Origin of the sequence: Youhaiella tibetensis (genome assembly GCF_008000755.1) — a bacterium.
Taxonomy (GTDB): domain Bacteria; phylum Pseudomonadota; class Alphaproteobacteria; order Rhizobiales; family Devosiaceae; genus Paradevosia; species Paradevosia tibetensis.
In genome coordinates, this window is the sequence record NZ_CP041690.1 from 2707924 (window position 1) to 2725938 (window position 18015).

Below are 18015 nucleotides of genomic sequence, written 5' to 3' on the forward strand. Positions count from 1 at the left end.
AAAATCCAGATGGTTTTGCACCTAACAAGAAGTTGCCAAACCTCTAGAGCAGGCCGAGCTTTGCCAGTTCCTCGGCGATGATCTCCCCCCCCTGCTCCTCCATGCCCGCCCCCATGTCGGGCGGCGCATCCTTGGGCTCGAGATAGCGCCAGCCCTGGAACGGACGCTTGGGGTAAGGCATCGTCCGCACCATGTCGCGCGACATGACGATATCGCAGCAGTCCTTGCCCTCCCGGTCGGTCGAGGCTTCGAAGCGCAGGATGGGCTGGCGGCACCGGATGATGCCGGAGATCACCCAGTAGATCGAGCCACCCCCGGCGATGAGCTCATCGGCGCGCTTGGGCATCGTGCGGGTGCGGTGGACATGCACGTCTTCGCCATAGTCGGCGCCCCACCAATGGGCGCGTTCGTCGCGATAGCTCTCGAGCTCTTCGTAGGAGGCGACGCCTACGCTCAGCTTGATCAGGTGAATCACTGCGTCTTGCCTTGTATGAAGTCGATTTCGTCCTGCTCGACCACCCAAGGCTCCTTGAGCGCCTCCCCGTACCACTCCTGGAATGCGGGCAAGGCGTAGATGGCCTCTACGTATTCTGAGGCGAAGTCGGCGACCGGCAGTTCGTAGACCCGGATGCGCGTCGCCACGGGCGCGAACATGGCGTCCACCCCCGAGAACGACCCGGCCAGATAAGGCCCACCGGAGCGATCGAGCATGTCGCCCCAGACCTTCTGCAGGCGGTCCAGCTCGTCCGCAACGTAATCGAGCGGCACACGCCCCGGATGGGAGGCCCGCAGGTTCATCGGCGCGGAATTGCGCAGGCGGAAGAAACCGGCATGCATCTCGGCGCTCGCCGCCCTGGCGCGGGCTCTCGTGGCGCGGTCGGCCGGCCAGATGTGCTTTTGGGGGAACTTGTCGGCCACATATTCGATGATCGCCAGCGTTTCCGGGATTACCAGGTCACCATCGATGAGCACCGGCACCTGGCCGGTGGGCGAACGCTCGAGCATCGCTTCCTTCCAGCCCTCTCCGTTGAGCAGAAGCGTTTCCTCCTCGAACGGAATGTCGAAAGCGCGCAATGCGAGCCAGGCGCGCAGCGACCAGCTCGAATAGTTCTTGTTGGCGATCAAAAGCTTCATGGCTTGGGTCCACTCAAAAAAGGGAGGCGCCCGCCGCGGGCGCCTCCCCCTGAACTCCGGGCTCCTTGCGGGAGCGCTTCCGCCCTCAGGCGGTTGCGACAATGGAAATTACCAGCCCCATGGCCGCCAGACAAACAAAGGTCCAAGTGGCTATTCGCCACCACGCGTAACGAACCTGGCTTCGCATAGGATACTCCTTAACGCTCGGCCGCGGGGTCTCCCCCGCTGTTCACAAAACGTTAATCTGCGTTCATCCGGCTGACAAGCGCACCGCGCGCCTTGTGCAAAACCCACCTCTAGAAGAGGTGGAACCAGAGCCCCGCAAGGCCAAGAAACGAAAAGAATCCAACGACATCGGTGATCATGGTCACGAAAGTCGCCGACGCCACGGCGGGATCGATCTTGAACCGATCGAGCGTCAGCGGAATCAAGACGCCAGCCGTTCCTGCCGCAATCATGTTGACCACCATCGCCATCCCAATGACCAGCCCGAGCTCCGGATTTGCGAAACGTAGCCAGGTCACGACGCCGATAAGGAGGGCAAAGATCGCGCCGTTGCAGAGCCCCACCAGCATCTCGCGCGAGACGAGACGCCGCAGCTTGAAGCTGTCCAGCTCACGCATGGCCAGCGCGCGCACGGTAACGGTCATGGTCTGGGTGCCGGCGTTGCCGCCCATCGAAGCCACCATCGGCATCAGCACCGCCAGGGCAACCATCTGCTCGATCGTGGCGTCGAAAAGCCCGATAACCAGCGAACTCAGGCTTGCGGTGAGAAGACTCACCACCAGCCAGGTCGAGCGGCTTCGCACCGCGTCGCGCACGCCGTCCGAAAGGTCTTCGTCGCCGACGCCGGCGAGCAACTGCATGTCCTCGGTCGCCTCCTCGTGGATGACGTCGACCATGTCATCGATCGTGAGCACGCCGACCAGCCGCTTGCTGTCATCCACCACAGCCACTTCGACAAGGTCATAGCGCTCGAAGACGCGCGCGGCCTCTTCCTGGTCCTGGCCAGCCTCGACCTCGATCACGTCGGCATTCATGATCTCCTCGATCTGCACCTTGCGCTGGGCGCGCAAGAGCTTGTCGAGCGGCATCATGCCGAGCAGCTTGTAGCCGGCATCCACCACGTAGATCTGGTAGAACTCGTCCGGCAGGTCCTTCTCGCCGCGCAGGTAGTCGATGGTCTGGCCCACCGTCCAGAACGGCGGAATCGCAATGAAGTCGGTCTGCATCCGCCGGCCGGCGGAGTCTTCGGGATAGTCGAGGCTCCGGCGCAGCGACAGGCGCTCGAACGCAGGCAGCTTGGAGAGGATGTCGTCGCGATCTACCGGCTCGATGTCCTCGAGCAGCGCCACCGCGTCGTCGCTGTCCAGCGCCGCCACACCGCGTGCGATCTCGGCATTGGGCAGGTGCTCGAAAATCTCGTTCCTGACCGACTCATCGACCTCGGTCAGCGCCTCGAAGTCGAACTGGTCGCCCAGGAGCCGCACCAGCGCCACGCGCGCTTCAGCGTCGAGCGCTTCGAGCACGTCACCGGTATCGGCCGCATGCAGCGGCGCCATGAGTTCGGAGACAGCCTCGGCATCGCCGGCATCGATGCGCAGACGCAGGGCCTGGATCCAATCGGGATCGATATGCCCGTCCGCATCGCGCGGCGGCACGTCGCCCGTGCGGACGTTCGGCTCCAATGTCTCGGTTTGATCGCTCATCGACAGCCCCGAAGCGAGAGGGTCTTTATCGTGCGGGTGTAGCCAATCGACCGCCGATGCGCCAGACCAGGCTCGCTATTTCCCGGAAAGCTTTTGCCGAGCCCCCAAAACGCTCGCGGCGCGCTACTCGTGCTGAGGCAGTCCATCTCCCGGGAAGCTCGTCCAGGGATGGACTTCGAAGGCGAATACTCCGGCCTTGACGCCCGGGTCCTCTTCCATCAGGACCCGCGCCTCATCGAGCCCGGTTTCGAAAATGCCGATTCCGCAAAGCTCGCTCCCGTCCGACACAGGCCCGACCAGCACCAGCGAGCCCTCCGCCCGCAGCGCAAAGTTGCGCCGGGCGTGCTCCCACACGATCGGACGGGCCTGGGGCGTTGCATAGTTGGGACCAGCCTTGAGCAGCACCGCGGCGTAGACCCGGGCCTTGGGCAACATGGACTGCATGAATTCGTCGGTGATCTGCGTCATCGCCTTCCCTCACGACTGCCTGCGCCAAACTAGCACATTGGGGACGAAGGCGCTGCCCACACTTGCCTTGCCCGAGCGCCCTCCCCACTATGGTTTTCTTCTCTCACCCCGGTATTCCAAATGATCAAAATCGCCCAACCACCCGATCCCTGGCAGCGCACAACGACCGAGCACGGCTTCGCAGCGGACGAAGTCATCTCGGCCCTGCAGAAATCCATGCGCCGCGGGCTCGTGGAAAATGTGCTGCTGCTGGCCTGGGAGATGTACATCACCAGCCCTGAAATGGAGGAAATGCTCTGGTCGCGGCTATGCGTGATGTCGGTCGAGGATATCGGCGCCGGCAACCTCAACGCGCCTGTTCTCATCGAAACGCTCTATCAGATGCACAAGCGCTATCCGCGCCCGATCGGCGACCGCTTCCTCTTCGCGGCGCACGCCATCCGGGTGATGGCGACGGGAGAGAAGGACCGGACCACCGACGACATGGTGAACTGGGCCAAGAACGTCGTGGCCACCGGCGAGCGCCTTCCGGAAATCCCCGATGTGGCGCTCGACATGCACACGTTGCGCGGCCAGCAGATGGGCCGCGACTACAAATATTTCATGGAAGAGGCGTCGCGGGTGATCCCCGAAATCAAGGGGAAGGAAACCAAGTACCGCGACTGGATCATGCAGGCCCTGGCCGATGGCCGCCTGACCTGAAAAAACAAAGGCCCGCAGCGATGCGGGCCTCATACATTCCAGCCGAAAAGCTCTGTGCTTAGAGCTTGTCGGCCTGCCGGCGGGCGAAGCCGTCGATATCGTCATGATTCAGACCGATATCACGCAGCTGCCGCGGGCTCATCGCATCGAGCTCACGACGCAGACGGTTGTAGCTCGACCACTTCTGAAATGCCTTACGAAGGCCCATTCTTCTTCTCCAATCTTCCCACTCACCCGGAACCACCCGGGCATTCGACGCGCCTTTCGAGTCCTGCGAACCTGGTCACGGATTCAACGGCGGCGCGGCGCGCTTGTCGTTGAGGAAAGTGTCAGGAACAAGAACGGCTTGTGGCAGTTTTCCGACAGCCGTCGCTGCCTCGCGGCCGCGTTCGAATGACGCCGAAATAGGGGGTGTCGCCTCCAAAGAGAAGAGTCATTTATGCATAGAAGTTATGCCCTGTGCTCACGGTTTACGCACGGTAAAGCCCAAAGCTTCGGCAACCCCTATACGAGCTTGAGGTAGATCAGCTCCGGATCGCCATCGTCGAGCCCCTCGATGAAGCCGCTCATCTTGAAGCCTTCGGCCGCAAGCAGGGCCTGCATGGGCTGGTTGGAAAGGTTCGTGGACGTCCAGAGCTTGGGCGGCCGGCAACGGGTCGCCAGATAGCGCACCATGCCCCGCCCGATGCCCCGGCGGCGCCATTCGGCGCCCACGATCAGCATGTCGATGATCGGGTCGTGGAAGAAGTGGTTGTGGAGGACGCCATAGGCGGCGATCCGACCCCCGATCTCGGCGACGTGGCATTCCCCCGCCCCGATCCAGGCGGCAAGCGCTTCCTCCGAAGAGGGCTCCAGCCATTCGCCGGCATGGTCCGGTTGATCGGAGCCATCGCGCACCGATCGATCCAGCGCCACCACCGCATCCAGGTCGGTCATGCTCGCCAGGCGAAACCGGGGCGTCATTCTCCCTCCCCGCCCCTAGAGCAGTCGCTCGACATCGGCGGCGATATCCTTGGGCTCAACCGTGGGCGCATAGCGTTCGACGACCTTGCCGTCCCGGTCGAGCAGGAACTTGGTGAAGTTCCACTTGATCGCCTCGATGCCCAGGATGCCGGGCGCCACGGACTTGAGCCAGGCCCAGATCGGGCTCTCGTTCTTGCCGTTGACGTCCACCTTGGCAAAGAGCGGGAAGGTCACGTCATAGGTGAGCGAGCAGAACTGCGCGATTTCGTCGGCGTTGCCCGGTTCCTGTTCGCCGAACTGGTTGCAGGGGAAACCCATCACGACCAGCCCGCGCTCGCCATACTGCCGCCAGAGCGACTCGAGCCCCGCATATTGCGGCGTGAACCCACAGTGGCTCGCAACATTGACCACCAGGATCACCTTGCCCCGATAGTCGCCCAGGGACTGCTCGGTCCCATCGAGCCGGGGCGCAGAAAAATCGTAAAATGCACTCAAGATCAATCTCCAGAAGAAAGCCGGACGAGGATAGACCCCATCGAAAAGCGCAGCATTGCCATGGCACGAGCCTGCATTAGTTTGTGCGATGCGCCAAGACGGGTAATAGTTGGCGGGCGGTAACACGAGAATTCCTGCGCGAGGGCGCGGATTCGCAGGTCGGTGACTGGGGGGTCGACAATGCCATTTCTTTCGCTGTCCGCGAGCGACTTCGAGCCGCAGCACCGCATCCCAGCGTTTCAGGAGGCCGCCGCCACCATCTGCCGGCTGGAGGTCCTGCCCGAAGACCCCGGGAGCTTTACCTCGACCACCGCCATCGCCGTGCTTCCCGAGGCCATCATCGCCTCGACCGTGCACTCCCAGTGCACCACGTTGCGAACCACCGCCATCGCCGAGGACGAGCACGACAACATCCTCCTCCACGTACCCATGCAGGCCGGCTTCGCCATCACCCAGCGGGGTGGCAACGATGCAGAGTGCGCCGCAGGCTCGCTCTACATCGACCCGAACGAAGTGCCCGGCGTCGCCCACTTTACCGACGCAAGCACCAATGTGCTCTACATATCGTTGCCCCGGCACGCCCTGGCCGGCTCGCGCGGGGCAGTCGACCGGCTGCTGCGCACCAGCGCCCGCATGTCCCCGCACTGGCAATTGTTCGTCGGCTATGCGCGGCATCTTCACGAGTGCTTTCCCGCCCTCAACGCCGACCAGGCGCGGCTTTGCACGGCCCATCTCCACGACCTGGCGCGCATGGCGCTCGCAGAGGGGCAACTTGTCGAGGAAGCGGGCGAGGGCCGCGGTGTTCGCGCCGCCTGGCTGGAAAAGCTCAAGGCCGACGTCGAGCGTCACCTCACCTCGCCCGAACTCTCACTCAGTAGGCTCGCCGCCCGCCACGGCATCAGTACCCGCTATATCCGCGCGCTTTTCGCCAGCGACCGCACGACCTTCCGCGACTACGTCAAGGATCGCCGATTGTCGCTGGCGCACCGTCTGCTGACCGACCAGCGCCACACGCATCGCTCCATCAGCGACATTGCCATGTCTGCCGGTTTCGGGGACCTCTCCTGGTTCAATGCCTGCTACCGCCAGACCTATGGCAGGACCCCGTCCGATACCCGCGCCATCCACCGCGCCGATCCGCGAGCCTAGCGCTGTTGCGCGGGCGGCATTTGTGCCGCCCGGCCCGCATTCCAGTTCCGCCCAGCCCAAGAATAAGCGGCCGAAGCTCCCTACGGTACCGGCATCCGCGCACCCGACCATGGCGTTGCGCGAACAAGGAACCGAGGGACAATCACAATGTGGGATTTCAGCATTGCGCGCGGCATGAGCCTGATGATCAGGACAGCGCCGTTCGTGCTGTTCAGGGCAATCATCTATTTCGCCATCGCCGCCGCCTATGTCATCGCGACCGGCACAGGAGCAGGCATCGGGTACGGGATCGGCGGGTTCGGCGACACAGACTTCCAGGTCAACTCGACACTCTGGGGCGGCGGGATCGGGTTCGGGGTGACGGCCGCGGTCGTCTACTTCTTGCGCGAATACCTGCTCTACATCGTCAAGGCCGGCCATATCGCCGTTATGGTCGAATTGCTTGATGGACGCCCGCTCCCCGACGGCAAGGGCCAGATCGCCTATGCGAAGAGCGTTGTTGCGCAGCGCTTCGGTCAGGCCTCGGTGCTGTTCGGTCTCGACCAGTTGATCAAGGGCGTCATCAGGGCGATCACAGGGCTCCTCGAGGGTCTGTTCTCGATCCTGCCCATTCCCGGTCTCGCCCAGCTCATGGGCGTGCTGCGCGCCTACCTGAAGGTCGCGGTGGGGCTCGTCGACGAGATCATTCTCGCCCACGCCATCCGGACGCGCTCGGACAACCCCTTTTCGAGCGCCCGCGAAGCCCTGGTGCTTTATGCCCAGAATGCACGGCCCATGCTCGGCAACGCCGCCTGGCTGACCCTGATCGTCTACGGCCTGTCCCTGCTGGTCTTCCTGCTCATGCTGACGCCCGCAGCGGCCCTCGCCTACTTCATCCCGGGCAACTGGTCGGCGGGCAGCATCGTCTTCGCGCTGCTTTTCGCCTGGACCGTCAAGGCGGCGCTGATCGAACCCTTCGCCATCGCCTGCATGCTGCAGGCCTTCTTCAAGGTCACCGACGGGCAGCAACCGAACCCCGAATGGGAGCGCCGTATCGAAGCTGCCTCCGACAAGTTCAAGGAGATCGGCAACCGGGCCCTCACCTGGGTCGGCGGCGCCAGGCGCACCAACCCCGATCTCAACGCCCAAGGAGCCAAGGCATGAACCGCGTCCTCAAAGTTGCCCTGGCTACCGCCATCGCCCTCGTCACACTAGTGACCGCAAGTCTTGCGGCCGAACGCATGATCATCGTGATGGATGGGTCGGGCTCGATGTGGGGTCAGATCGACGGGCGCCCGAAGCTGGAGATCGCCCGCGACACCGTCAAGGACGTGCTGAGCCGCCTGCCCCCGGATCGCGAGCTTGGCCTGATTGCCTATGGCCACCGCGAAAAGGGCAATTGCGGGGATATCGAGCTCATGGTCCCTGCCGCCAAGGGCACGTCCGGGGCAGTCCTCGAAGCCGTCCAATCCATGCGGTTCCTCGGCAAGACCCCGTTGACCGAGGCCGTCCGCCAGGCCGCCGAGGCGCTGCGCTACACCGAGGAAGAAGCCACAGTCGTGCTGGTCACCGATGGCCTTGAAACATGCGAGGCCGATCCCTGTGCGCTTGGCAAGGAGCTCGCCAATGCCGGCCTCAAGTTCACCGCCCACGTCGTCGGGTTCGGGTTGAGCGAGGAGGAAGGCGCTGCCGTCGCCTGCCTGGCTGAGAATACCGGTGGCCGGTACTTCGATGCAGACGACGCCGGAGCGCTGGCCGACGCCCTCAACCAGGTGGTGCTCGCCGAAAAGGCCCCGCTCAAGCCCGCGGCGGCCACCCCGCCCAAGGCGACCATCAGCGCGCCGGCGACCGCCGCGATAGCCTCGACCATCGAGGCGATCTGGACCGGCCCGCAGCACGCCGAAGACTACCTGGAGATCGTCCCGAGCGGCGAGATGAGCGCATCGAGCGGCAGCCGCAACTATGCCTATGCCGCGCAAGGCTCGCCCGCGCGCCTGTTGGTGCCGGCCAAGGCAGGCGATTACCTGATACGCTACATCTGGTCTTCGCCCGAAGGGCGGACGGTGCTTGCGACGGCGCCGTTGCAGGTGACGGACTCCGAGTTTGCCATTGCCGTTCCCCCCGACCCCATCCAGATGGGCTCCGTCGCGTCACTGGCCTGGAAGGGCCCCAATGGCCCGGGAGACTATCTGGCGATCTTTCCTGTCGGAAACAGGGACAACGGAGAAATCAGCTACAGCTATGTGAGCGCCGGAAGCCCGCTCGACATCCTCGTCCCCAACGTCCCGGGTGACTACGAAATCTCCTACATCGTAGAAGGCAGCGGCGAACGCCGGAGCGGGATCACCGTCCCGCTTAGGGTCATCGAGGGCGAAGTCTGGCTCAAGGCTCCGGCCTCCGTTCGCCCAGGCGCTGCCTTCTCCGTCAACTGGAGAGGACCGGGCAACAACGTCGACTACATCGATATCGTCCCTGACGGTCACACCGAAACTTTCGGGGAGTTGACCTATGCCTATGTCGGCGGCCCCGAACGTGAGCCGCGCGAACTGGCGGCGCCCGAGGAACCGGGCACCTACGCGATCCGCTACCTGTCGGAGGGAGCCGGCGGGCGCCGCGTCCTGGCCAGCACGACGCTGACCGTCGACCCGAACGCGCCCGAAGCCGCCGCCCAGGGGCTGGTGGAGGCACGATTCGACGTTCCACCCGACTTTGCCGGCACGCCGGTCACATGGTCGGCAGTGCCCCTCCCCGGCCAACCGGTCGCCCCGGAAGCCTGGGCGATGCAGGAACCGGTCGTCGGCCAGGTCTCGGCAACCTTCGAGCCCGGCACCTATTCGGTGCGGGGCGATGCACCCGACATGGTTTTCGCCGGCGAGGTCACGATCTCGCCGGATGGCGAGAACACCTTCATGATTCTGCCCGATGAAACGCTGGCTCCCGCCCCGGCGCAGACTGAAGGCGACGAGCCATACGAGTCCATCGGCATGGGGGAGGACACCGGCTATTTCTGCGAGGACTCAACGCCCTGCCGGCATAGCGACGCCGAAACGGGGCTGTCCTTCCTGCTGCCGGCCGGCTGGCACACCGACTTCCCGTTCGTCTACGAGACCGCCGGTGGCGCCCGTGCAGATGGTCCGACCATGTCGTTCTTCGGGCCGGCAAAAGGCGACGCCATCGCCTCGGTGACGCTCAACCCGCACCAATGGCTGTCTTCCAACGGCCCGTGCGAGGACGTCGCCATGGGTGTGCTCTGCCGGTTTGACACTGATGACCCCGATACGCTGACGGCGTTCGAGATCCTGCGTGCAACGCTTAGCCTGTCGCCCCCGGGCTAAGCTGCAGCGGAGGCCTTCGGGCCTCCGCATCTTTTCAGAGGCATGAAACGAAAAAGGTCCGGTGTTACCCGGACCTTTTCGAAAACTATGGTGCGGTCGAGAAGACTCGAACTTCCACGCCTTGCGGCACAGCGACCTCAACGCTGCGCGTCTACCAATTCCGCCACGACCGCACATCATGGTAGGGCTGCACCCTGCGGCGCAGCGAGCGGGGATGTAGCAAATGATTTTCGGACCCACAAGGGCTTAAATCGCGATCAGCGAAAGCTTGTGGGAAACCTCCCGAAATATCACCCGCGACGCAGGACCTTCTCGGTCACTTCCACGCGCAGCTGGCCATCCTCCACCCGCACTTCGCCATGCGCGATCAGGGTATTGTTGGCGTAGATCTTGAGCGGGTCGTTCTCGGCAGCGTCCAGTTCGATCACAGCGCCGCGTCCCATTCGCAACATGTGATGGATCGGCATGGTCGTGGCGCCAAGCTCGACGGTGATATCGACTTCAATATTGTCTAGAGTGTTCATAGATAAGCTTGGTAGCCCCCAACGGCCGCCGGACTGGCTTGCCGGAATCTGTTGCTGAAAGCATTCGTTCACTATGGTTATGGAAGAGTTAACGCCGGTTAAGGAAGTGTCCTGCGAAAGCAGCAACAAGCTGTTTCGCGCGGATGGCAAGCCGGTCGAGTGGATCGTGGCACCTGCCGAAGTGCCCTACCCCGAGGCACTCGAGGCTATGAAGGCGCGCGCCGCCGCCATTGCCGCGGGCCAGGCCAACGAGGCGATCTGGCTGCTCGAGCACCCCCCGCTCTATACCGCCGGCACCTCTGCCAAACCCGATGACCTGCTGGTTCCGGACCGCTTCCCGGTCTTCGACGCCGGTCGGGGCGGTCAATACACCTATCACGGCCCCGGCCAGCGCGTGGCCTACGTCATGCTCGACCTGCGCGAACGCGGCCGCGACATCCGCTGTCTCGTTCAGGGTCTCGAGGGCTGGGTCATCGATACGCTCGACGCTTTCAATATCAGGGGCGAGCGACGCGAAGGCCGGATCGGCGTCTGGGTGCGCCGCCCGGACAAGGGCGCGCTCAGCGAAGACAAGATCGCCGCCATAGGCGTTCGCGTCAGCAAGTGGGTGACCTTCCACGGTATCTCTCTGAACGTCTCGCCCGATCTCACCCACTATGATGGGATCGTTCCGTGCGGGATCACCGACCAGGGCGTGACGAGCCTGGAGGACCTGGGCCACATCGTTTCCATGCCTGAGGTCGATTCCGTGCTGCGCACTGCCTTCGAAGGCCGCTTCGGGCCGACGCGGCAGGAGGCGACGCCGCCTCTTGTCTCGGCGGCCTGACGGCCCCAATTTACCGCCGACCCGAATCGTCCCTCGAGCCAAGGACCCGCCAAATCATGACTCTCGACGATCTCAAGAAGCTGCTGACTGGCAAGGTGCTGTTCCGGCTCGACTCGATCCTCTCGCCGCGCCTGGTGCCGATGCTCTATGCCGTCGGCCTGGCGGCGATCCTGCTCTGGGCGGTCAGCCACCTGTTCCTGACTTTCGGGGCCAGCTTCGGCAACGGCCTTTGGGGCCTCCTCGAGATCGCGATCTTCGGGCTGCTCTCGGTCATCCTGCTCCGCATCGTCTGCGAGGCCCTGCTCGTCTACTTCAAGGCGCACGAAACGGCGGCGGACAATTTCGAACGGGCTCGCCTGTCGACCTCCCTGCTCGATGAGGTGCGCGACGCCATCCACGACCTGGCCGAGCACGAGGAGTCCGACTACACCGAAGCGGACGAATACATCACGCCGGCCACTGACCCGGTGCCTCCGCCGTTCGCCGCTGACAAGGCGACCCCACCCACCATCGATGCCGAGCCGACCGGGCGCGGCCCGCGTCGCACCGCCAAGCGCACCCCGCCGACCCCCAAGGACATGCTCTAGGCCGCCCCTGGCCTCGGCTCGCGCATAGCTGATGCGAGCCATCGGCATTTCACGATCATTGCTTTTTTCGCGTTTTCCGGTATGAAGTCGCCAGATTTTGCGGGGCGCGCCAGCTTTGGCGGCCAACCGCGCAGCGCGGAAACATGACCGCGGCAGGAACATTCCATTGAGCGACAACACCCTGGCTAACAAGCCATTCGACGTTTCGGCCAAGACCGGCCAGGCCCCCAAGATCGGCATGGTCAGCCTCGGCTGCCCCAAGGCCCTGGTGGATTCTGAACGAATTCTGACAACGCTACGCGCCCAGGGTTACACCTTCTCGCGCGACTATGCGGGCTCGGACATCGTCATCGTCAACACCTGCGGCTTCCTCGACAGCGCCAAGGCCGAAAGCCTCGAGGCGATCGGCGAAGCCCTGGGCGAGAACGGCAAGGTGATCGTCACGGGTTGCCTGGGCGTTGAAAAGGACCTCATCCAGCAGGTGCACCCGGGCGTGTTGGCCGTGACCGGCCCGCACCAGTACGAGGAAGTCGTCGAGGCCGTGCATGAGCACCTGCCGCCGGTACCGAACAAGTTCGTCGACCTGCTGCCCGAGCAGGGGCTGCGCCTGACCCCGCGCCACTACGCCTATCTCAAGATTTCCGAGGGCTGCAACAACCGTTGCTCGTTCTGCATCATCCCGCAGATCCGCGGCGACCTTGTCTCGCGCCCCGCCGCCAGCGTGCTTTACGAAGCCGAGCGGCTGGTGAAGTCGGGCGTCAAGGAAATCCTCGTGATCTCCCAGGACACCAGCGCCTATGGCGTGGATATCAAGTACGCCACCAGCCCCTTCCACGGCCGGCAGGTCTCGGCCAAGTTCCTCGACCTCTCCCGTGAGCTGGGCGAACTGGGCGCCTGGATCCGGCTCCACTACGTTTACCCCTACCCCCATGTCGACGCCGTCATTCCGCTGATGGCGGAGGGCAAGGTGCTGCCTTACCTCGACATTCCATTCCAGCACGCGTCCCCGACCGTGCTCAAGTCGATGCGCCGCCCGGCCAACCAGGAAAAGACCCTGGACCGGATCAAGCGCTGGCGCGAAATCTGCCCGGACCTCACCATCCGCTCCAACTTCATCGTCGGCTTCCCCGGCGAAACGGAAGAGGATTTCGAGTTCCTGCTCGACTGGGTCGAAGAAGCCGAGGTCGACCGCGCCGGTTGCTTCGAATACGAGCCGGTGACCGGTGCTCCCGCCAACGAGCTCGAGGGCGTCGTCCCCGACGAGGTCAAGCGCGAACGCTTCGAGCGCCTGATGGAAGTGGCCCAGGACGTCTCCACGGCCCGGCTTGCCAAGAAGGTCGGCCGCACCATCCAGGTGCTGGTCGATGATGTGCAGCCGGAGGCCAACCGCGCCATCGCCCGCTCCAAGTGGGATGCGCCCGATATCGACGGCACGGTCATCATCGACAACGCCACCGGCATCAAGCCCGGCGACCTCGTGGATGTGACGGTAACGGACTCGGACGAGTACGACCTGTTCGCGGAGCCGGCCAAGGCGAACTGACCGCCTGCCGGCAGCGGCACTTCGGGAGGAACGTCATGCAGGGTGTTCTGCATCTTGAATATTCGGTGCCGCTCGCTTCAGGCGAGATCCTGCGGCTCGGCCGCCATCCTCTGGTGATGGGCATTCTCAACGTGACGCCCGACAGCTTCTCGGACGGCGGCGACTTTGCCGGCGTCGAGCCTGGCCTGGCCCATGCCCGCGAGATGGTCGCCGAAGGCGCCGACATCATCGATGTGGGCGGAGAAAGCACCCGCCCCGGCCACGAGGAAGTCTCGGTACAGGACGAACTCGACCGCGTGGTTCCAGTCATGGAGGCACTCAGCGACGCTGCGCTGGGCACGCTCGTCTCCATCGACACCTACAAGGCGCTGGTCGCCGACCAGGCCGTGCAATCGGGCGCAGCCATCATTAACGACGTCTATGGCCTCCAGCGCGAGCCCGAGATTGCCGACGTCGCCGCCCTGCACAACGTGCCCGTCATCGCCATGCACTGGGACGCCGCCCGCGATCCCAATCGTCCATTGATCGACGAAATGCTGCGCTACTTCGAAAGAACGCTCGAAATTGCCAGCAAGGCCGGCATCGCCAAGGACCGGCTGATCCTCGACCCCGGCTTCGGGTTCGGCAAGAGCCTGCAGGAGAACTATCGGCTCATGCAGACCTTCGGGCGCCTGCACGAACTGGGAGCGCCAGTACTGATCGGCACTTCACGCAAATCCATGATCGGCAAGCTGCTCGGCAACGAACCCAAGGAGCGCCTGGCGGGCACCCTGGCGACCACGGTCCTCGCCTATGCCGGCGGCGCACACATTTTTCGCGTCCACGACGTGAAAGCCAATCGCGACGCTCTTCGCGTCGCCGCTGCCAGCCTCTATGGTCCGGCCCACACGGAGGCTTGAATCAGATTGTCCGCAAAAGACCTTATCATCCTGAACAACCTGGGCTTTTACGGCTACCACGGTGCCCTGAGCGAGGAGAATCGCCTCGGCCAGCGCTTCTGGATCGACTTTACCGCCGGGCTCGACCTCTCCGCCCCCGCCCGCAGTGACGACCTCTCGGATGCCGTTTCCTACGCCGACGTCTTCGACGTCATCCAAGCCACGTTCTCCAATACCCGCTTCAACCTCATCGAGGCGCTGGCCCAGAGCATTGCGGACGCGGTGTTCGCCGCCTTCCCGGCCATCGAGACGATCCGCATCCGCATCCGCAAGCCGGAGGCGCCCATACCGATGGTGGCCGGCGAGGCAGCCATCGAACTCTATCGCGAGCGCTCCTGATCATGGCCACGGCCTGGCTGGCGCTCGGCGCCAATATCGGAAACCCGCGCGCCCAGCTCGAGGAAGCGGTGGCGCGTCTTGACGCCCTGCCCTCGGTGCGCGTGACCAGGGCCTCGACGATCATCGTCACAGAGCCGTGGGGCAAGACCGACCAAAACGACTTCCATAACATGGCCTTGGAAGTCGAAACGGACTCAGATCCTGAAGAACTTCTGGCGCTTTGCCTGGGCGTCGAGGCGGCAATGGGCCGCCAGCGCCTGGAGCACTGGGGGCCGCGCCTGATCGATATCGACATCATCGCCTATGAGCGGCAGGTCGTGGATCAGCCCAACCTCAAAATTCCGCACCCTTATGCCCATGAGCGCGACTTCGTGCTGGTGCCGCTGCGCGAGATTGCCCCTGCGGTGGCGGACTGGATCGTGAAGCGGAGCAAGGCCGCCGGCTAGGCGCGCATCAGCTCGAGCAGCTTGACCGCCGTATCGAACTCGACGCGACGCTTGGCGCGGCGCAGCTGCGCCTCTTCATCCTCACCCCACTGGCGGGCCTGATAGTCCTCATCGACATGGGCCGCGGCCCACACCTGGTCGGGCGTGAAAAGGCGCTCGAGCAATCCCATGGCCAGAAGCCCCGAGCCGGTTATGCCGGTGATCGAGACGAGGGCGATGAGCACGAGCAGCCCCTGCCCCTCGAGGGCTTCGGCGAGCTTGGCGAGGGTCGCGGGCGGCTGATCCTGGTGCAGGATGCCGATGGTCGGCTGGAAGCTCACGCCATAGTGACGCGCGAGCGTCACCAGCGCCCCATCCCAGACCTGCTCCTGCTCGGCCACGAGTTCGCGCGGCGTTTCCGCCCGATAGAGGAGCAGATCGCCGGCGGCATATTTGACCACTTCCTCCCGCAGAGCCGGGATCATCGTCTCGCCGCTTTCGAGCGCGGAGTTGACCAGGCGCACCATGGGCATGGACTGGGCATCGACGCGCTCGCCCTGCGCCGCCCATTCCTCGGCCATGATGGTGGCGATGCCCGCCACCGGAACAACGACGGGAACACGGCCCGGCGTGCGGGTCGGACGACCATCGAGCGTGACGGAAAATCCGCCCTCGACGACCTCGACCCCGGTCTCCTTGTAGAAACGCTTGGGCAGTTCCTGCCTGGCGTGCTTCTGGGCTCGCCCATACCCGTCGTCACGATGCTGGAAGGCGTCTTCGAGGAATTCGCGCATGGGTCCTACTCCAGAAGCGAGGCGAGCGCCGCGTCGAGCTCGTCATAGCGATCGATGAGGATTGTAGCACCAGCGCCGACCAGATCGCTCCGGTCATGATAGCCCCAGGTCACCCCCACCGAACGAACGCCGGCCGCGTTGGCCAGCTCGATATCGAAAGTGGTGTCGCCCACCATGATGGTCTCGGCCGGATCGGCACCGGTCTCGGCCATGGCGCGCAACAGCATGCCCGGATGCGGCTTGGAAGGATTGTGGTCCGGCGTCTGGAGCGTCACGAAGTGCTCGGAGAGCCCATGGACACCCAGGATGCGATTGACCCCGTTAAGGCCCTTCCCCGTCGCGATGCCGAGCAAGGCCTGCTCATCGGCTCGCAAGCGGTCGAGCGCCTCGCGCGTGCCAGGGAACAGCGGCTCGCGATCCGCAGCGATTTCGAGCGTTGCCCGATAATTGGTGCGGTAGCTGTTGACCAGCGTATCGATCAGCACCGGATCTTCGCTTTCAGCCAGCCGGCCGATGGCCACCGGCAGCGACAGCCCGATGACGCGCCGCGACGCCTCGACCGTTGGCGCGGGAAGTCCGGCGCCCGTGAAGGTCAGCGTCATCTGCTCGGTGATCAGTCCGTGCGTATCAATGAGCGTGCCATCCATATCGAAAACGATGAGCTTCATGGCTCAGGCCTCCGCTTCCGGATCGACGTTCTGTGCATCGTAGCGCGCCGCGTCGAACCCAAGGGCATCGAACGTTTCCTGCATGTGCGGAGGCAGCGGCGCCGACACATCAAGCTTCTTGCCGCTGCGCAGCGGCAGAGTGATGCGGCGCGCATGCAGGTGCAGGCCTTCGGCAAGCCCCTCGGGAGCCTGCCAGTTCTCGATGTTGAAATAGCGCGGATCGCCCAGGATCGGGTTGCCGAGCTGGGCCATGTGGACACGCAGCTGGTGCGTGCGCCCGGTGACCGGCTTGAGCGTGACCCAGGCGAAACGGCGCCCGGCGGTATCGGTGGTGGAGTAATAGGTCTGTGAGTGCTGGGCGCCAGGATAGCCGTGCGGCACCACGATCATCTGCTCGCCGTCCTGGGTCGCCTGCTTGGCGAGGAAGCAGGAAATATCGCCCTGGCGCGGGTTGGGATTGCCCACCACCACGGCCCAGTAGATCTTGCGCGCCGAGCGCGAGCGGAAGACCGTGCCGAAATGGCTGGCGGCGGCATGGGTCTTGGCGACAACGAGACAGCCCGAGGTGTCCCGGTCCAGCCGGTGCACGAGGCGCGGCGCCTCGCCCTTCTTGTTGGGCAGGCTCTTGAGCATGCCGTCGATATGGCGCTTGGTATTGGTGCCACCCTGGACGGCCAGCCCGAAGGGCTTATTGAAGACGTAGATCTCATCGTCTTCGTAGAGGATGAGCGAGCGCAGGAAGGCGGCATCTTCCTCGTTGATGCGCGGCGCGCGCACGACGTCCGGGTCATCGACCGGCGGCACGCGCACGACCTGCCCGGCCGACAGGCGCGAATTGGTCTGCACCCTGCCCTTGTCCACGCGTACCTGGCCGGTGCGGATCAGCTTCTGGAGCCGCCCGAAACCCAGCTGCGGAAAATGCAGGGCAAACCAGCGGTCCAGCCGCATGCCCTCTTCGTCGGTCGATACCGTTCGTTCCTGAACAGCGCTCATGCGCCTGCGCCTCTCGTAATCAAGAGCCCGACATAGAGCGCGGGAATGGAAACTACAACCGAAAGCACCGCGTAGAGCAGTGCCTGGTTCCATTCGCCGCGTTCGATCAGGGTAATGGCGTCCAGGGAGAAGGAGGAAAAGGTCGTGAAACCGCCGAGCACGCCCACGGCCACGAACAGGCGTATCTCCTGCTGGTGCGGCGGCAGCAGGCGCGCCAGCAGCCCCACGAGCAGCCCCATGGCCAGCGAACCAACGATGTTGACGATCATCGTGCCAAGGGGAAAGGCGGTTTCCCAAAGCCGCCCAACGGCGACCGAGACTCCGTACCGGCCAACGGCGCCAACGGCACCGCCAAGGCCGACAAGCAACACTTGCAGCATGAAATGCACCCGAGTGAGTCCGAATATTGGTCCGTCCTACAATAGTTTGCTATCGTTCGCGACA

22 protein-coding genes and 1 tRNA gene are annotated in these 18015 nt (G+C 64.2%); 10 read left to right on the forward strand and 13 right to left on the reverse strand.

Annotation, left to right across the window (positions count from 1 at the left end):
* Positions 1 to 43: 43 nt before the first annotated feature.
* The 4 genes from FNA67_RS13070 to FNA67_RS13085 form a co-directional block, all read right to left on the reverse strand.
* Positions 44 to 475, reverse strand: coding sequence for a DUF1489 family protein (locus FNA67_RS13070; RefSeq protein WP_244616347.1), 432 nt, complete (start codon positions 473 to 475; stop codon positions 44 to 46).
* Positions 472 to 1134, reverse strand: a complete 663-nt coding sequence (locus FNA67_RS13075) for a glutathione S-transferase family protein (RefSeq protein ID WP_147656324.1) — start codon at positions 1132 to 1134, stop codon at positions 472 to 474. Before FNA67_RS13075 ends, FNA67_RS13070 begins: the two co-directional genes overlap by 4 nt.
* A 296-nt stretch (positions 1135 to 1430) precedes the next feature.
* Positions 1431 to 2843: a magnesium transporter gene (gene mgtE, locus FNA67_RS13080; RefSeq protein ID WP_049705588.1), complete on the reverse strand. Its 1413-nt coding sequence runs from the start codon at positions 2841 to 2843 to the stop codon at positions 1431 to 1433.
* A gap of 123 nt (positions 2844 to 2966) precedes the next feature.
* Positions 2967 to 3311, reverse strand: a complete 345-nt coding sequence (locus FNA67_RS13085; protein ID WP_147656325.1) for a YciI family protein — start codon at positions 3309 to 3311, stop codon at positions 2967 to 2969.
* Positions 3312 to 3431: 120 nt separating this feature from the next.
* On the opposite strand from FNA67_RS13085, the gene FNA67_RS13090 reads away from it, so the two are divergent.
* Positions 3432 to 4013 (forward strand): AAA family ATPase, encoded by a 582-nt coding sequence (locus FNA67_RS13090; protein ID WP_147656326.1) that lies wholly within the window; start codon positions 3432 to 3434, stop codon positions 4011 to 4013.
* 58 nt (positions 4014 to 4071) lie between these two features.
* Here the strand turns inward: FNA67_RS13090 and FNA67_RS13095 are convergent, their stop codons facing one another.
* The 3 genes from FNA67_RS13095 to FNA67_RS22305 all read right to left on the reverse strand — a co-directional run bounded on the left by FNA67_RS13095 (position 4072) and on the right by FNA67_RS22305 (position 5471).
* Complete coding sequence (locus tag FNA67_RS13095; RefSeq protein ID WP_082202144.1) at positions 4072 to 4221, reverse strand: DUF1127 domain-containing protein; 150 nt, start codon at positions 4219 to 4221, stop codon at positions 4072 to 4074.
* 296 nt (positions 4222 to 4517) lie between these two features.
* Complete coding sequence (locus tag FNA67_RS13100) at positions 4518 to 4976, reverse strand: GNAT family N-acetyltransferase (protein WP_147656327.1); 459 nt, start codon at positions 4974 to 4976, stop codon at positions 4518 to 4520.
* A gap of 15 nt (positions 4977 to 4991) precedes the next feature.
* Positions 4992 to 5471 carry a glutathione peroxidase gene (locus FNA67_RS22305; protein WP_244616348.1) on the reverse strand — a complete coding sequence of 160 codons (480 nt, stop codon included), beginning with the start codon at positions 5469 to 5471 and terminating at the stop codon, positions 4992 to 4994.
* Positions 5472 to 5651: 180 nt separating this feature from the next.
* Between FNA67_RS22305 and FNA67_RS22310 the strand changes: the two genes are divergently transcribed.
* The 3 genes from FNA67_RS22310 to FNA67_RS22430 all read left to right on the forward strand — a co-directional run bounded on the left by FNA67_RS22310 (position 5652) and on the right by FNA67_RS22430 (position 9934).
* On the forward strand, positions 5652 to 6620 hold the full coding sequence (locus FNA67_RS22310) for a helix-turn-helix transcriptional regulator (RefSeq protein ID WP_147656328.1): 969 nt from the start codon (positions 5652 to 5654) through the stop codon (positions 6618 to 6620).
* A 147-nt stretch (positions 6621 to 6767) separates the two neighbouring features.
* The gene (locus FNA67_RS13115) at positions 6768 to 7763 is read left to right on the forward strand and encodes a hypothetical protein (RefSeq protein ID WP_049705593.1); all 996 of its coding nucleotides are present in this window, start codon (positions 6768 to 6770) and stop codon (positions 7761 to 7763) included.
* Positions 7760 to 9934 (forward strand): vWA domain-containing protein, encoded by a 2175-nt coding sequence (locus FNA67_RS22430; RefSeq protein WP_147656329.1) that lies wholly within the window; start codon positions 7760 to 7762, stop codon positions 9932 to 9934. Before FNA67_RS13115 ends, FNA67_RS22430 begins: the two co-directional genes overlap by 4 nt.
* 88 nt (positions 9935 to 10022) lie before the next feature.
* On the opposite strand, the gene FNA67_RS13125 is transcribed toward FNA67_RS22430, so the two are convergent.
* Both FNA67_RS13125 and FNA67_RS13130 read right to left on the reverse strand, forming a co-directional pair.
* Positions 10023 to 10107: transfer RNA gene (locus FNA67_RS13125), tRNA-Leu, on the reverse strand.
* A gap of 117 nt (positions 10108 to 10224) precedes the next feature.
* A complete protein-coding gene (locus tag FNA67_RS13130) occupies positions 10225 to 10458 on the reverse strand; it encodes a FliM/FliN family flagellar motor switch protein (protein ID WP_049705594.1) in 234 nt (77 codons plus the stop codon).
* A 73-nt stretch (positions 10459 to 10531) separates the two neighbouring features.
* On the opposite strand from FNA67_RS13130, the gene lipB reads away from it, so the two are divergent.
* From lipB to folK, 6 genes are all read left to right on the forward strand, one after another.
* Positions 10532 to 11284 (forward strand): lipoyl(octanoyl) transferase LipB, encoded by a 753-nt coding sequence (lipB, locus tag FNA67_RS13135; RefSeq protein ID WP_170267311.1) that lies wholly within the window; start codon positions 10532 to 10534, stop codon positions 11282 to 11284.
* Between the two features lie 56 nt (positions 11285 to 11340).
* Complete coding sequence (locus FNA67_RS13140) at positions 11341 to 11871, forward strand: DUF4282 domain-containing protein (RefSeq protein ID WP_147656331.1); 531 nt, start codon at positions 11341 to 11343, stop codon at positions 11869 to 11871.
* 238 nt (positions 11872 to 12109) lie between these two features.
* Positions 12110 to 13414 (forward strand): 30S ribosomal protein S12 methylthiotransferase RimO, encoded by a 1305-nt coding sequence (gene rimO, locus FNA67_RS13145; RefSeq protein WP_210246478.1) that lies wholly within the window; start codon positions 12110 to 12112, stop codon positions 13412 to 13414.
* A gap of 35 nt (positions 13415 to 13449) precedes the next feature.
* Positions 13450 to 14313, forward strand: a complete 864-nt coding sequence (gene folP, locus FNA67_RS13150; RefSeq protein WP_147656333.1) for a dihydropteroate synthase — start codon at positions 13450 to 13452, stop codon at positions 14311 to 14313.
* Positions 14314 to 14319: 6 nt separating this feature from the next.
* Positions 14320 to 14691 (forward strand): dihydroneopterin aldolase, encoded by a 372-nt coding sequence (folB, locus tag FNA67_RS13155; protein ID WP_147656334.1) that lies wholly within the window; start codon positions 14320 to 14322, stop codon positions 14689 to 14691.
* A 2-nt stretch (positions 14692 to 14693) separates the two neighbouring features.
* Positions 14694 to 15137 carry a 2-amino-4-hydroxy-6-hydroxymethyldihydropteridine diphosphokinase gene (gene folK, locus FNA67_RS13160; RefSeq protein WP_147656335.1) on the forward strand — a complete coding sequence of 148 codons (444 nt, stop codon included), beginning with the start codon at positions 14694 to 14696 and terminating at the stop codon, positions 15135 to 15137.
* Here the strand turns inward: folK and FNA67_RS13165 are convergent.
* From FNA67_RS13165 to crcB, 4 genes are read right to left on the reverse strand one after another with little or no spacing between them, the layout of a single operon-like run.
* Entirely contained in the window at positions 15134 to 15910 is a 777-nt protein-coding gene (locus FNA67_RS13165; protein WP_147656336.1) for an ATP12 family chaperone protein, read from the reverse strand. The two genes, folK and FNA67_RS13165, sit on opposite strands and share 4 nt — an antisense overlap.
* 5 nt (positions 15911 to 15915) lie before the next feature.
* Positions 15916 to 16578: an HAD-IA family hydrolase gene (locus tag FNA67_RS13170; protein ID WP_147656337.1), complete on the reverse strand. Its 663-nt coding sequence runs from the start codon at positions 16576 to 16578 to the stop codon at positions 15916 to 15918.
* Between the two features lie 3 nt (positions 16579 to 16581).
* Positions 16582 to 17571: an RluA family pseudouridine synthase gene (locus FNA67_RS13175; RefSeq protein ID WP_049705602.1), complete on the reverse strand. Its 990-nt coding sequence runs from the start codon at positions 17569 to 17571 to the stop codon at positions 16582 to 16584.
* Positions 17568 to 17951 (reverse strand): fluoride efflux transporter CrcB, encoded by a 384-nt coding sequence (gene crcB / locus FNA67_RS13180; protein WP_049705603.1) that lies wholly within the window; start codon positions 17949 to 17951, stop codon positions 17568 to 17570. The genes FNA67_RS13175 and crcB overlap by 4 nt, the downstream gene beginning before the upstream one ends.
* Between the last annotated feature and the right edge of the window lie 64 nt (positions 17952 to 18015).